This is a genomic window from Pseudomonas sp. B14-6 (genome assembly GCF_013260315.1).
Classification (GTDB): Bacteria; Pseudomonadota; Gammaproteobacteria; order Pseudomonadales; family Pseudomonadaceae; genus Aquipseudomonas; species Aquipseudomonas mandelii.
The window spans coordinates 5,873,468-5,887,591 of the sequence record NZ_CP053929.1 but is presented as its reverse complement, the minus strand read 5'-3'; the positions used below and the strand labels follow the sequence as shown (position 1 = coordinate 5,887,591).

The following is a 14,124-nucleotide window of genomic DNA, read 5'->3' as shown; positions in this document are numbered from 1 at the left end:
AGGTGCTGGCTTTATTTAACGTTGGCTTTGGCCAGGCGCTGATAGCGCACGGCCTCGACGAAGACATCGGAATTGGCCGGGTCATCCAGGTAGGCAAAGACCTGATCCATGCTGCTGTTGATCAATACGCCGTCGCCATCATCGGTCTGGAAACCTTCACCGCTCAGGACTTTTTGTCCGAGGGCTTGATTGATCTGTTCGAGATCGAGGTTGTAGACCACCAATTCGTGCTTATCGGTCAGTTCAAACCCGGCGATGATGAAATGCCCGCCGAACTGCGCCGGCACCTTCGCCGACAGGTACCAGCGGCTGCCATGGCGCGACACCGTAAAGGGGTAGGCCTCGCGCTCTTTGGGTTTGGCCTTGAGGTAGCTGACCGCCTGGTAACGACTGTCGCCCAGACGGGTCAGCTCCAGGTTCATCGGCTCGCCCCAGGCGTTGGTGCTGGTCCATTTGCCGAGCAGACCTTTGGGCGCGGGGTCGCTGGCGGGCAGTGGGTCCCTGAAGGTCACCAGACAGCCACTGAGCAGCAGGAACGACAAGGCGATCACAACGACACGCCAGGCTTTCATTCAACACTCCCTATGAACACACAGCCCCGAATGGTCACCGACCTTGCAGGAGCGAGTTTTGCCCGCGAAGGCGTTGTGTCAGTCAACACATAGGTTGAATGTTATACCGCCTTCGCGGGCGAGCCTTGCTCCTACAGGGTCGAGTGCCCCGCAGGAATTACACCGACGCCAATACCAAATGCATGTAGCGGGTCAGGATGCCGAGCATTTCGGCTTCGGCGACAGGCTCGGCGTCGTTGAGCAGGCCCTGATATTCCATCCGTCCGATAATCGCCGTCAACACTTTGGCATCCTGTTGTGGTTCGCGCGAACCCAATACCTGGAAAAGCTGGCATGTGCCCTGGAGCAGAATCTGCTGATGTGACCGTACCAGCTCAGCAAGGCGCGGGTTCAGCAGCGCTTCCTGGCGGAACGCCTGTTGGGCCATCAAGTGCTCGCGACGGTTGATCAGTTGCCGGTGAACGTAGTCCGACATCAACCGCGCAATGTCGTCCGCCAGCTGCGAGCGCGACTCGGGGCTGCCGTCGCCGCTGACCACCATCTCGCGCAGCAGGCCCTCGTTATTGATCCACAACTTGGCCATGAACGCGGCGCTGCGTTCCACGTACTGGGCGAAGGTATCGGTGAGCAAGTCATCGATATCCTTGAAGTAATAAGTGGTGGCCGACAGCGGCACACCGGCTTCGGCCGCTACCGCTCGGTGACGCACGGCCCGCACGCCATCGCGCACGACAATGCGCATCGCCGCATCGAGAATGTCCTGTCGACGCTGCTCGCTGCCCTGTCGGCTGGCCTTGCGGCCCTGGTACTGAACGCTTTCAGCGACCGCAGTGGCGACGCCCGCTGCACCTTCTTGAGCAATTGCACGGTTCACGACAGGTATTCCTCTCTTACTTCAAAAGTAACCATTTGATACGTTTGTACCAGACAGGCAATAAAAAGCCGCCTGTTATAGGCGGCTTTTTTATTGAAACACTTACGCTTGTGGCCGCATGTGCGGGAACAGGATCACGTCGCGGATCGACGGTGAGTTGGTCAACAACATCACCAGACGATCGATACCGATCCCTTCACCGGCCGTTGGCGGCATGCCGTACTCCAGCGCGCGAACGAAGTCGGCGTCGTAGTGCATGGCTTCGTCGTCGCCCGCGTCCTTGTCGGCCACCTGCGCCATGAAGCGCTCGGCCTGGTCTTCCGCGTCGTTCAACTCGGAGTAGGCGTTGGCGATTTCACGGCCGCCGATGAACAGTTCAAAACGGTCGGTGACGCTTGGGTTGTCGTCGTTACGACGGGCCAGCGGCGACACTTCGAACGGGTACTGAGTGATGAAGTGCGGCTGCTCCAGCTTGTGCTCGACCAGTTCTTCGAAAATCATCACCTGCAACTTGCCCAGACCTTCGAAGCCCAGCACCTTGGCGCCGGCCTTCTTGGCGATGGCGCGAGCCTTCTCGATGTCCGTCAGGTCGTCAGCGGTCAGCTCGGGGTTGTACTTGAGGATCGAGTCGAACACCGACAGACGCACGAACGGTTCGCCGAAGTGGAACACTTTGTCGCCATACGGCACGTCGGTGCTGCCCAGGACCAGTTGCGCGAGTTCGCGGAACAGTTCTTCGGTCAGGTCCATGTTGTCTTCGTAGTCGGCGTACGCCTGGTAGAACTCCAACATGGTGAATTCAGGGTTGTGACGCGTCGAAACGCCTTCGTTACGGAAGTTGCGGTTGATCTCGAATACTTTCTCGAAACCGCCAACCACCAGACGCTTGAGGTACAGCTCAGGCGCGATACGCAGGAACATTTCCAGGTCCAGCGCGTTGTGGTGCGTCTCGAACGGCTTGGCTGCTGCGCCACCCGGGATGGTTTGCAGCATCGGCGTTTCGACTTCGAGGAAGTCACGCTTCATCAGGAAGCTGCGGATGTGCGCGATCACTTGGGAACGAACGCGGAACGTCTGGCGCACTTCTTCGTTGACGATCAGGTCAACGTAACGCTGACGGTAGCGCTGTTCGGTGTCGGTCAGGCCGTGGTGCTTGTCCGGCAGTGGGCGCAGCGACTTGGTCAGCAAGCGCACTTCGGTCATTTCAACGTACAGGTCGCCCTTGCCGGAACGGGCCAGGGTACCAACGGCTGCGATGATGTCGCCCATGTCCCAGGTCTTCACAGCGGCCAGGGTGTCTTCGGACAGGGTCTTACGGTTGACGTAGACCTGGATGCGCCCGGTCATGTCCTGGATCACCATGAACGAGCCACGGTTGAGCATGATGCGACCGGCAACCTTGACCGGGATTGCAGCCTCTGCCAGCTCTTCCTTGGTCTTGTCCGCGTACTGTTTCTGCAAGTCTTCGCAGTAGTTGTCGCGGCGGAAGTCGTTGGGGAAGGCATTGCCCTTGGCGCGCTCGGCAGCAAGCTTTTCCTTGCGCAGGGCGATCAGGGAGTTTTCTTCCTGTTGCAGGGCTTGCGGGTCGAGTTGTAGGTCGCTCATGTCTTTAAATATTCCATCAGGTTCGTTGCCCCCGGCATTCGCCGGGGTTCGCGGGCAAGCCTCGCTCCTACAGGGTCGTATTGACCCCCGCAGGGCGTGCGTTAAAGCCCTTGTTTCAGGCTCGCCACCAGGTATTCGTCGATATCGCCGTCGAGCACCTTGTCGCAGTCACTGCGTTCGATGTTAGTGCGCAAATCCTTGATTCGCGACGCATCGAGCACGTAAGAGCGAATCTGGTGACCCCAGCCGATGTCCGACTTGGTGTCTTCCAGGGCCTGGGAGGCGGCGTTGCGTTTCTGCACTTCCTGCTCGTACAAGCGCGCCCGCAACATTTTCATCGCGGTGTCTTTGTTGGCGTGCTGGGAGCGTTCGTTCTGGCAGCTGACCACGGTGTTGGTCGGTACGTGGGTGATACGTACGGCCGAGTCGGTGGTGTTTACGTGCTGACCACCGGCACCGGAGGAGCGGTAGGTGTCGATGCGCAGGTCCGACGGGTTGATGTCGATTTCGATGTTGTCATCGATTTCCGGCGACACGAACACGGCCGAGAACGAGGTGTGACGACGGTTGCCGGAGTCGAACGGGCTCTTGCGCACCAGACGGTGCACGCCGATTTCGGTACGCAGCCAGCCAAAGGCGTATTCGCCCTTGATGTGAACGGTAGCGCCTTTGATACCGGCGACTTCACCGGCCGACAGCTCCATGATGGTCGCGTCGAAACCGCGTTTATCAGCCCAACGCAGGTACATGCGCAGCAGGATGTTGGCCCAGTCCTGAGCCTCGGTACCGCCGGAGCCGGCCTGGATGTCCAGGTAGGCGTTGTTGGCGTCCATCTCACCGCTGAACATGCGACGGAATTCAAGTTTTTCCAGGGACTCGCGCAGGCGCTCGACTTCGGCAGCGAGGTCATCGACGGCGGCCTGGTCTTCTTCTTCGGCGGACATCAGCAGCAGGTCTTTGGCATCGGCCAGACCACTGTGCATTTCGTCGAGGGTTTCGACGATCTGAGCCAGCAGCGACCGCTCGCGGCCCAGCTCCTGAGCGTACGACGGGTTGTTCCAGACACTCGGATCTTCAAGCTCGCGATTGACTTCAGTCAGACGCTCATGCTTTTGATCGTAGTCAAAGATACCCCGAATAGTTTCGGAGCGCTCGGACAGGTCCTTGATACTGTTAAGGATCGGGTTGATTTCCATGGCGGGCAGCACTCGTTGGCGAACTTTTGAAAGCCGGCGAGTATAACGTAATCAAGCTGTCACGGCAGCCCGCCTGGCGGCTTTAGGGGCGAATGATTAAAGCGGACGCCGAGTAATCTGTGGCGAGGCAGCTTGCTCCCGTTGTACTGCGCAGCAGTCCCCTTCTTTTTGCGCAGAAGAGGGGCCGCTTCGTGGCCCAGCGGGGCAAGCGCCCTCGCCACTGGGGGTATTTGCCATCCAAGAGATCAATATTCGCAATTTCGGTCGTCCGCTACTCGATGCCCACCTGATTGCGCCCATTGTTCTTCGCCAGGTAAAGCCCCTTGTCCGCCGCCGAGATCAGTTGCCGGCAATCGCTGCCCGGCTGCGGGATCATGGTCGACAGGCCGATGCTGATGGTCAGGCCAGAGCCTTCGCTGGGGACAATGTGCGGAATCTTCAGCGCTTCCACGGTGAGGCGGAGTTTTTCCGCCACCAGCCGCGCCCCGCCCGGCGTGGTGTTGGGCAACACCAAGGCGAACTCTTCCCCGCCGTAACGGGCTGGCAGGTCCGAGGGCCGGGCGCTCGCGTCGCGAATCGCGGTCGCGACTTTACGCAGGGCTTCATCGCCTTCGAGGTGGCCAAAGCTGTCGTTGTAGGACTTGAAGTAGTCGACATCGATCATCAGCAGCGACAGCTGGCTCTGATCACGCAGGGAGCGGCGCCATTCCAGCTCCAGGTATTCGTCGAAGTGCCGGCGGTTCGAGAGCCCGGTCAAGCCGTCGGAGTTCATCAACCGCTGCAACACCAGGTTGGTGTCGAGCAACTGCTGCTGGCTGACCCGCAACGCGCGGTAGGCCGCATCGCGCTGCAACAGCGTCATGTAGGACCGCGAGTGGTAGCGAATTCGCGCCACCAGCTCGATGTTGTCCGGCAGCTTGACCAGGTAATCATTGGCCCCGGCCGCGAACGCCGCGCTCTTGATCAGCGGGTCTTCCTTGGTCGACAGGACAATGATCGGAATGTTCTTCGTCGCTGGATGATTACGGTACTCACGTACCAGGCTCAGGCCGTCCAGCCCGGGCATCACCAGATCCTGCAGGATCACCGTTGGCTTGATGCGGATCGCCTGCGCAATGGCTTGGTGTGGGTCGGCGCAGAAGTGGAAGTCGATATTGTCTTCATTCGACAACCCGCGGCGCACCGCCTCGCCGATCATCGCCTGATCGTCCACCAGCAACACCATGGCGGCGTTTTCGTCGGTCTTGAAGTCGTCGAGCTGTAGGTCAGTCATGTGCGGTCACCTGAATACTGCTTGGGCCAGGATTGCTGCGAAAAGTCTTCATTTTTGGAAAATCTCCAGCAATCGTGGCGCTATCTTGTCCAGTGGGCGAACTTCCACGGCGGCGTCGATGGCCGCTGCCGCTTTCGGCATTCCGTAAACCGCACTGCTTTGTTGGTCCTGCGCGATGGTCAGGTAGCCCTGTTGGCGCATGAGTTTAAGCCCCTGCGCGCCGTCGCGTCCCATGCCGGTGAGCAATACGCCCACGGCATCGCCATTCCAGTAACTGGCCACGCTCTCGAAAAACACGTCGATCGAGGGCCGATAGATCTCGTTGACCGGTTCGGCGGTATAGGCCAGCGTGCCGTTTTTCAGCAAGCGAATATGGTGGTTGGTGCCCGCCAGCAACACTGTGCCGGCCAAAGGAGGCTCGCCTTCCTGAGCCAGGCGCACCTTCAGGCCGCTGGCGCTGCTGAGCCATTCGGCCATGCCGGCGGCGAACACCTGGTCAACATGTTGCACCAGCACGATCGCGGCGGAAAAATCCCGTGGCAGCCCTTTCAGCAAGACTTCCAGCGCCGCTGGTCCGCCTGCTGACGAGCCGATCGCAATCAGGCGCTGGCGCGAGGCCGAGCTACGCAGCGGGCTGGGGGCCGATCGCTCACGATTGCCCTTGTCACCAATCAGCCAGCCGATGTTCATGATCTTGCGCAACAACGGCGCCGCGGCCTCCTGGGCATTGCCGACACCGAGGGCCGGGGTGTCGACCACGTCCAGCGCACCGTGGCCCATGGCCTCGAACACCCGGTGCACGTTCTGCTGACGGTCAACCGTGACAATGACGATGGCGCAGGGAGTGTCGGCCATGATCCGCCGGGTGGCCTCGACACCGTCCATCACTGGCATGATCAGGTCCATCAGGATCAGGTCCGGGGTATTTTCGGCGCAACGCTGCACCGCCTCCGCGCCATTGCCGGCGACCCAGACCACTTCATGCGCCGGTTCGAATGCCAGGGCGCGGCGCAGGGCCTCAACCGCCATGGGCATGTCGTTGACGATCGCTATTTTCATGCCCGCGCTCCTCCGATGAGCTCAACCACTGCATCAAGCAGGGCGTCGTCATGAAAACTGGCTTTGGCTAGATAATAGTCGGCTCCGGCGTCCAGTCCACGACGACGGTCTTCTTCGCGGTCTTTATAGGACACCACCATAACCGGCAGCGATTGCAGGCGATTATCCTGGCGCAGTAAAGACACCAGTTCGATACCGTCCATGCGCGGCATATCAATGTCGGTGATCAGCAGATCGAAATCCTCCGAACGCAGGGCGTTCCAGCCATCCATACCGTCGATCGCTACGGCCACGTCGTAGCCGCGATTGAGCAGCAACTTGCGCTGCAACTCGCGAACGGTCAACGAATCGTCGACCACCAGAATCCGTTTGCGGGCCGCTTCGACGGCCTGGCTGCTCTGACGGGCAATCCGCTCCAGACGCCCGGTGTTGAGCAGCTTGTCCACCGAGCGCAGCATGTCTTCGACGTCGACGATCAGCACGACCGACCCGTCGTCGAGCAAGGCCCCGGCGGAAATGTCCTGCACCTTGCCCAGACGTTCGTCCAGCGGCAATACGACCAATGTCCGCTCGCCGATAAACCGCTCGACCGCCACCCCGTAAATCGCCTCGCGCTCGCGGATCACCACGACTTTCAGGGTTTGCTGACTGCTCGCACCCGTCGGACGCTGCAACAGCTGACTGGCAGCGACCAGCCCGACATGCCGGCCTTCGTACCAAAAGTGCTGGCGCCCTTCGACCTGAACAATGTCCGCCGGCTCCAGGTCGCACATGCGCTCGATGTGCGCCAGCGGGAACGCATACGCCTCGTCACCGACTTCCACCACCAGACTGCGCACCACCGACAGCGTCAGCGGCACTTCGAGATGAAAGCGGCTGCCCTCGCCTGCGGTCTGCTCCAGCACCACCGCGCCGCGTAACTGACGGACCATGTGCTGAACCGCGTCCAGGCCGACACCGCGCCCGGACACTTGCGTGACCGTGTCGCGCAGGCTGAAACCCGGCAGGAACAGGAACGTCAGCAACTCTTCTTCACTGAGCTGCGCGGCAGTTTCAGCCGGGGATAATTGCCGCGCGATGATGCTGCGACGGACCTTTTCCAGATCGACGCCGTGACCGTCATCGCTCAATTCCAGCACCAGCAGACCGGCTTGATGAGAGGCGCGCAGACGAATCAGCCCTTCTTCAGGCTTGCCGGCGAGCAAACGCTGCTCGGGGGATTCGATGCCGTGATCGACAGCGTTGCGCAGCAAATGCGTCAGCGGCGCTTCGAGCTTTTCCAGGACGTCGCGATCGACCTGGGTTTTCTCGCCCTCGATCTCCAGTCGCACCTGTTTACCGAGGCTGCGACCGAGGTCGCGGACCATGCGCACTTGCCCGCTCAACACGTCGGCAAACGGCCGCATGCGACAGGCCAGTGCAGTGTCGTACAAGACCTGCGCCCGCTGACTGGCCTGCCAGGCAAACTCGTCCAGTTCGGCGTTTTTTTCCACCAGCAATTGCTGCGCTTCGGCCAGCAGCCGCCGGGCATCGCCCAGGGCCTCCTGAGCTTCGAGGCTCAAGGCATGTTCCTTGAGGTGGACGTTGAGGTTTTCCAGCGCCCGCAGGCCATTGTTCTGCATGCGCTTGAGGCGTTGCATCGTGGCCAGGTGCGGCTTGAGTCGCTGGGTTTCCACCAGGGACTTGCTCGACAGATCGAGCAGGCTGTTCAGGCGTTCGGCCGTGACGCGCAACACGCGTTCGCCATTTTCAGTGGTGCGCCGGAGCTTTCTCGGCGGTTCGACGGGTGGCGGTTCGGCGACCGGAATCAGTTCCTCGACTTTGGGCGCGAGTGCTTCAGGCTCCGGCTCGGACTCGGACTCGGTCATGAACGGGGCGATCGGCGTGCTGATCGGCGCGGCCAGCGCATTTGGATCCAGCAACCGCGCCATCAGTGCCACATAGGCCTCGATATCCGCCGATTCGGGATTGTTACTCGGCGTCGCAATGCGCATCAGCAAATCAGTGCCTTGCAGCAAGGCGTCAATGTGCTCGGGCCGCAGGTACAGGCGCCCTTCCTGCGCGCTGACCAGGCAATCTTCCATCACATGGGCGACGCTGACGCCGGCATCAACCCCGACAATCCGCGCCGCGCCTTTGAGCGAGTGAGCCGCGCGCATGCACGATTCGAGGTGATCGGCCTGGGTCGGATCGCGTTCCAGCGCCAGAAGACCTGCGCTCAGCACCTGGGTCTGGGCTTCGGCTTCGAGGCTGAACAGCTCCAGCAACGAGGCGTCGCGCAGTTGCTCGGGGGTCATGTGAGGCTCCGGGTCACGGCGGACAATAGCTGTTCTTCATCCAGCCAACGCAGGCTGCGACCCTTGAATTGCAACACGCCCCGGGTGTATCTGGCGCTGGCTTGGGTGCCGGACTGCGAGGCGGCCTCGAGAATGCGTTCGTCGATGGCGTGAATCCCGTCCACTTCGTCCACCGGCACCACCACTGGCCCGCCGTGGGCGGCGATGATCAGCATCCTCGGCATCACGCGCGCGCCTGACGTCACGCTGGCAGTGCCATCGAGACCGAGCAGTTCCACCAGCGACAGGCACGCCACCAACGCACCGCGCACATTCGCCACGCCGAGCAAGGCCCGAGAGCGCTGGTGCGGCAACGAATGAATCGCTTGCAGCGGTGCCACTTCGACCAGGCTGCGAGTGGCCAGGCCCAGCCATTCTTCGCCAAGTCGAAACATCAGCAGCGAGCGGGTTTTCACGTCGATTTCCACCGCCACCGAGACCTGCTCGCGATCGTCCTGTTGCAAGGCGTAGCGGTCGAGCAAGCGCGTGGCCGCGGCGGAATACACCGCGCAGTTGCGGCAGTGAATGTGTTCGATCAGCAGCGGGCAGGACTTGTCGCCGTGGATTCCGATGCGGTTCCAGCAATCATCGATGGCCTGGGCATCTTTATGGGTGAGGTTCAAAGTGTCGGAGGCGTTCATCGTTTACGCTCACTGTCGGCGGCGCGTTCGCTGCGGGCGGCGCGGTCCTGCAATCTTTTCGCACCCGCCGTGTCGCCCTGGGATTGCAGCAAGGCTGCCAGGTGCATCAACGCGTCGGGATGTTGAGGTTCGAGGTACAGGGCCTTGCGATAAAATCCCTGGGCTTCGAGGGCTCGACCAGCGACATCGCTGAGCAGTCCCAGCCAATAAAACACCTGGGCCACAGGCTCGTGGCTGCGCAAATAACCTTCACAGGCGGCGCGGGCTTCGGCACTTTTGCCTTCGTTGGCGAGGGCAGCGATGTTGGCCAGCAAGGCGGCAGCGTCCGAAGCTTTTGGCGTGACGGCCGGCGGTGTGAGCGTTGCGAACGGACGATGGCGCACGGGCGGCGGAGTCACGCTACGCACCGGCTGACGCACTGGAAGCGGTGTCGGAACAAAGACAGGCAGAGGCTCGGGCGCACTCTGACGACTGAAGGCAAACGACTGCGGGATGCCAATCGAGCGCATGCCGAATCGACCGAGCAAACTGCCTTCGGCCGGGCCGATAAACAGCACGCCGTCGACATGGGTCAGGCGCTTGAGCACTTCGAAGACTTGTTGCTGGGTAGGCAGATCGAAATAGATCAGCAGGTTGCGGCAGAACACAAAATCATAGGGTGGCTCGCTGGCCAGCAGCGCCGGATCCAGCAGATTGCCGACTTGCAAACGCACCTGTTCAAGCACTCGCTCGTTGAGGCGGTAGCCGTCTTCTTCGGCGCTGAAATGTCGCTCGCGAAATTCGATGTCCTGGCCACGAAACGAATTCTTGCCGTACAGCGCACGCTTGGCTTTTTCCACCGACAGCGGGCTGACGTCCATGCCTTCGACCTTGAACTGATGCGGCTTGAGTCCGGCATCGAGCAAGGCCATGGCGATGGAGTACGGCTCCTCGCCCGTGGAGCACGGCAGACTGAGAATCCGCAGCGCGCGCATGTAATTGATGTCGGCCAAACGCTGGATGGCCAGTTTCGCCAGGGTTGCGAAGGATTCCGGGTAGCGGAAGAACCAGGTCTCGGGAACGATCACCGCTTCGATCAACGCCTGCTGTTCGTCCTGCGAACCTTGCAATGTGTGCCAATACTCGTCGGCCGTCAGCACCCTGGAGGCGGAGCTGCGCTGGCGCACCGCGCGCTCGATGATTGCCGGCCCCACCGACGTCACGTCGAGGCCGATGCGTTCCTTGAGGAAATCGAAGAACCGCTGATCGCTGCTCATGACCGGTCCTCAAGCAGCGCTGTGGCCAGCGGTGGCGAAGGAAACAGCAGCGCGCGCACCTGCTCATCGAGCAGATCGGCCACCCGCACCCATTGCAGCAAGCCTTGGGCATCTTCACGGACCGGCCCCAGGTACGGCGCCTGGCGATTGTCCAGGCCATAGGGCTTAAATTCCGCCGGATTGCAACGCAAGGTGTCGGTGGCCTGCTCAAGAATCAGTCCGAGCAACTGTGAAGGCGTCTGCTCGTCCGGCCAATAGTGCACCAGCACAAGCCGTGTGCTGGTGCGCGATTGCGCCGGTTCGCCAAAGGTCAGCGCGCTGAGGTCGATCACCGGCACCACCGCGCCGCGATAGGCAAACACCCCGGCGACCCAGTCAGGCGCCTTGGCAATCGGCTTCAATGGCAGACGCGGCAGCACCTCGGCTACCTCGCGCGCCTGCAAGGCATAACGCTCGTTGCCGATCCGAAACAGCAGAAACAACGCCTGTCTGGCCGGCATCACCGTGCTGTGTTTGGCCGCGAGTTCGCTCATCAGACTTTGAATCGCGAGACGCCGCCCCGCAGCCCGACGGCCACCTGGCTCAGCTCGTCAATGGCGAAACTGGCCTGGCGCAGGGACTCGACGGTCTGGCTGCTGGCATCCCCCAACTGCACCAGCGCGTGATTGATCTGTTCGGCACCGGTGGCCTGCGCCTGCATGCCTTCGTTGACCATCAACACCCGCGGCGCCAGCGCCTGAACCTGGTGGATGATCTGCGACAACTGCTCGCCGACCTGTTGCACTTCGGACATGCCGCGCCGCACTTCTTCAGAGAACTTGTCCATGCCCATGACCCCGGCTGACACCGCCGACTGGATTTCACGGACCATTTGCTCGATGTCATACGTGGCCACGGCGGTCTGGTCCGCCAGACGCCGCACTTCGGTGGCGACCACGGCAAACCCGCGCCCGTATTCACCCGCCTTTTCGGCTTCGATCGCGGCATTCAGAGACAGCAGATTAGTCTGATCGGCGACTTTGACGATGGTCACCACCACCTGGTTAATGTTGCCGGCCTTCTCGTTGAGGATCGCCAGTTTGGCGTTGACCAGATCGGCCGCGCCCATCACCGAGTGCATGGTCTCCTCCATGCGCGCCAGGCCTTGCTGCCCGGACCCGGCCGCGACCGAGGCCTGGTCGGCGGCGGTGGAGACTTCGGTCATGGTGCGCACCAGATCACGGGAGGTGGCCGCGATTTCGCGGGACGTCGCGCCGATTTCGGTGGTGGTGGCGGCGGTTTCGGTGGCGGTGGCTTGTTGTTGCTTGGAGGTGGCGGCGATTTCGGTCACCGACGTGGTGACCTGGACGGAGGAGCGTTGGGCCTGGGACACGAGCGAGGTGAGTTCGGTCATCATGTCGTTGAAGCCGGTTTCCACGGCCCCGAATTCGTCTTTGCGTTCCAGGTTCAGACGGCCGCTGAGATCACCAGTGCGCATGATTTCGAGGATCTGCACAATCCGGTTCATCGGCGCCATGATCGCGCGCATTAACAGCAAACCGCAGAGGCCGGCGGCCAATACCGCGACCAACAGGGAAATGCCCATGATGACTTTCGCGGTGATCACGGCGTCATCAATGGCCGCGATGTCCTGGTCGGCGACCGCTTTGTTTTCGCGGATGATGTCATTGAGCTTCATGCGACCTGCGGTCCAGGCCGGGGTCAGTTGCTCGTTGAACAGTTTGATCGCGTCGGCTCCCTGATTGCGCTTGTGCAAGTCGAGCACAGCGGCCAGGACCTTGTTGTAATCGGCATGGAGTTTTTCAAAAACGGCGTATTCGACCTTGTCTTCATCCGTGGTGACGGTGGCCTGGTAGTTCTTCATTTGCTCCTGCAGATGAGCTTCGAAGCTTTTGAAGCTGTCGGCTTCTTCTGCGCTGAAACCCTGCCCCTCTTTCAAACCGAGCATCTCCTGGGTTCGAAGGTACGTGTCGACCCAGGCACTGCGAACCATCGAGCTGTAATACAACCCGGGCAACGCGTCCTCACGCACACTGGCTTCGCTGACCTCAATCTTCAAGAGCCGCGAATAGGAGACAACCACCATCAACAACATGATGGCGATAATCACCGCAAAGCTCGCCAAGATGCGTTGGCGCAACGTCCAGTTCTTCACGGGTCAATCCTCGGGCGATTCAAATGCCGGGGAGTATAGCTGAGGGTGTTTCATTTATAAGACGGGTGTCATGCTTCTATTTCGTCGCGATGAAAGCGAATTGGCAGGCGCGTGCGGTGAATGGATCACGGGATGAGAGAAGCAAACGCCTTCGCAAGCAGGCTCGCTCCATTGACCGGGTTGATCAATCGAACGCGGTCCTTTGTGGGAGCGAGCCTGCTCGCGAAAAACGATGACACGGTTTAACTGACCTGACTGCGCAATTAAAGGGAAGCCTGCCGCACCTGCTTTTCCAGCTCCGCCTTCAATCCCGGCTCCAGCTTCAACTGCCGTGCCAGTTCATCCAGGTAGGACTTCTCCATGAAGCTCTCCTCATCCACCAGCATCACGCTGGCGATGTACATCTCAGCCGCCATTTCCGGCGTGCTGGCCGCGCGGGCGACTTCCGTCGGGTCGAGCGGCTTGCTGAGTTCGGCATGCAGCCACTGCTGCAATTCCTGATCGTTGTCGAGCTTGGTGAATTCGCCTTCGATCAATGCACGCTCGCGATCATCAACGTGGCCATCGGCTTTGGCCGCAGCCACCAATGCCTTGAGAATCGCCTGGCTGTGCAACTCGACTTGCGCAGGTGGCAGGCGGTCGAGCGTCTGCGGCTCTGTCTTCGGCGCGGTGCCCTGCTGGGCCTGCCAGTTGCCGTAAGCCTTGTAGGCAATCACGCCGAGCGCCGCGAGACCACCGTAGATGGCGACTTTGCCGCCGACATTGCGGGCCTTTTTGCTGCCGAGCAACAGGCCCATGGCACCAGCCGCCAAGGCACCACCGCCCGCGCCTGAGAGCAAACCGCCGAGGCCGCCCGAACCACCGCTGCCACCGAGCAATCCGCCCAATCCACCGCTGGACGACTTGTTTTGATTTGCGCCGGCCTTGTTCTGCATCAGGTCCTGACCGGACTTGAGTAGTTGATCGAGCAATCCACGCGTATTCATTTTGCCGCCTCCACGAAAGGGGTTAACCGGACACATAAGGCCACCAGCCTAGAACGAAAGTGCCCGGCGACCGGGGACGAGAGTGCTTCTGGATGTTGCCTGAAAAAAACGGGCCATCGATTAAAGCGATATACACTCAAGCGAATCTATAAAAACCGCCCACTGGGTAAC

The 14,124-nt window shown here is 60.9% G+C and carries 12 protein-coding genes; all 12 read right to left on the bottom strand.

The annotated features are described in order from the left end of the window. Nucleotides 1-11 precede the first annotated feature (11 nt). On the bottom strand, nucleotides 12-572 hold the full coding sequence (locus HP062_RS26810) for a hypothetical protein (protein ID WP_010462911.1): 561 nt from the start codon (nucleotides 570-572) through the stop codon (nucleotides 12-14). Nucleotides 573-729: 157 nt separating this feature from the next. Beyond that, nucleotides 730-1,446 (bottom strand): TetR/AcrR family transcriptional regulator, encoded by a 717-nt coding sequence (locus HP062_RS26805; protein WP_172792321.1) that lies wholly within the window; start codon nucleotides 1,444-1,446, stop codon nucleotides 730-732. Between the two features lie 102 nt (nucleotides 1,447-1,548). Continuing rightward, nucleotides 1,549-3,051 carry a lysine--tRNA ligase gene (gene lysS, locus HP062_RS26800; protein ID WP_010462916.1) on the bottom strand — a complete coding sequence of 501 codons (1,503 nt, stop codon included), beginning with the start codon at nucleotides 3,049-3,051 and terminating at the stop codon, nucleotides 1,549-1,551. A 101-nt stretch (nucleotides 3,052-3,152) separates the two neighbouring features. Beyond that, on the bottom strand, nucleotides 3,153-4,247 hold the full coding sequence (prfB, locus tag HP062_RS26795) for a peptide chain release factor 2 (protein WP_172792320.1): 1,095 nt from the start codon (nucleotides 4,245-4,247) through the stop codon (nucleotides 3,153-3,155). A gap of 271 nt (nucleotides 4,248-4,518) precedes the next feature. Then, nucleotides 4,519-5,520, bottom strand: a complete 1,002-nt coding sequence (locus tag HP062_RS26790; RefSeq protein ID WP_010462924.1) for a diguanylate cyclase domain-containing protein — start codon at nucleotides 5,518-5,520, stop codon at nucleotides 4,519-4,521. 48 nt (nucleotides 5,521-5,568) lie between these two features. Beyond that, nucleotides 5,569-6,579 (bottom strand): chemotaxis response regulator protein-glutamate methylesterase, encoded by a 1,011-nt coding sequence (locus HP062_RS26785; RefSeq protein WP_172792319.1) that lies wholly within the window; start codon nucleotides 6,577-6,579, stop codon nucleotides 5,569-5,571. Beyond that, a complete protein-coding gene (locus HP062_RS26780; protein WP_172792318.1) occupies nucleotides 6,576-8,876 on the bottom strand; it encodes a hybrid sensor histidine kinase/response regulator in 2,301 nt (766 codons plus the stop codon). The genes HP062_RS26785 and HP062_RS26780 overlap by 4 nt, the downstream gene beginning before the upstream one ends. Beyond that, nucleotides 8,873-9,556 carry a chemotaxis protein CheW gene (locus HP062_RS26775; protein ID WP_010462930.1) on the bottom strand — a complete coding sequence of 228 codons (684 nt, stop codon included), beginning with the start codon at nucleotides 9,554-9,556 and terminating at the stop codon, nucleotides 8,873-8,875. The genes HP062_RS26780 and HP062_RS26775 overlap by 4 nt, the downstream gene beginning before the upstream one ends. Further along, nucleotides 9,553-10,812, bottom strand: coding sequence for a protein-glutamate O-methyltransferase CheR (locus HP062_RS26770; RefSeq protein WP_172792317.1), 1,260 nt, complete (start codon nucleotides 10,810-10,812; stop codon nucleotides 9,553-9,555). The genes HP062_RS26775 and HP062_RS26770 overlap by 4 nt, the downstream gene beginning before the upstream one ends. Beyond that, on the bottom strand, nucleotides 10,809-11,345 hold the full coding sequence (locus tag HP062_RS26765; RefSeq protein WP_172792316.1) for a chemotaxis protein CheW: 537 nt from the start codon (nucleotides 11,343-11,345) through the stop codon (nucleotides 10,809-10,811). The genes HP062_RS26770 and HP062_RS26765 overlap by 4 nt, the downstream gene beginning before the upstream one ends. Beyond that, complete coding sequence (locus HP062_RS26760) at nucleotides 11,345-12,967, bottom strand: methyl-accepting chemotaxis protein (RefSeq protein ID WP_010462936.1); 1,623 nt, start codon at nucleotides 12,965-12,967, stop codon at nucleotides 11,345-11,347. The genes HP062_RS26765 and HP062_RS26760 overlap by 1 nt, the downstream gene beginning before the upstream one ends. Nucleotides 12,968-13,230: 263 nt before the next feature. Further along, nucleotides 13,231-13,953, bottom strand: coding sequence for a tellurite resistance TerB family protein (locus HP062_RS26755; RefSeq protein ID WP_083374935.1), 723 nt, complete (start codon nucleotides 13,951-13,953; stop codon nucleotides 13,231-13,233). Nucleotides 13,954-14,124: the final 171 nt, after the last annotated feature.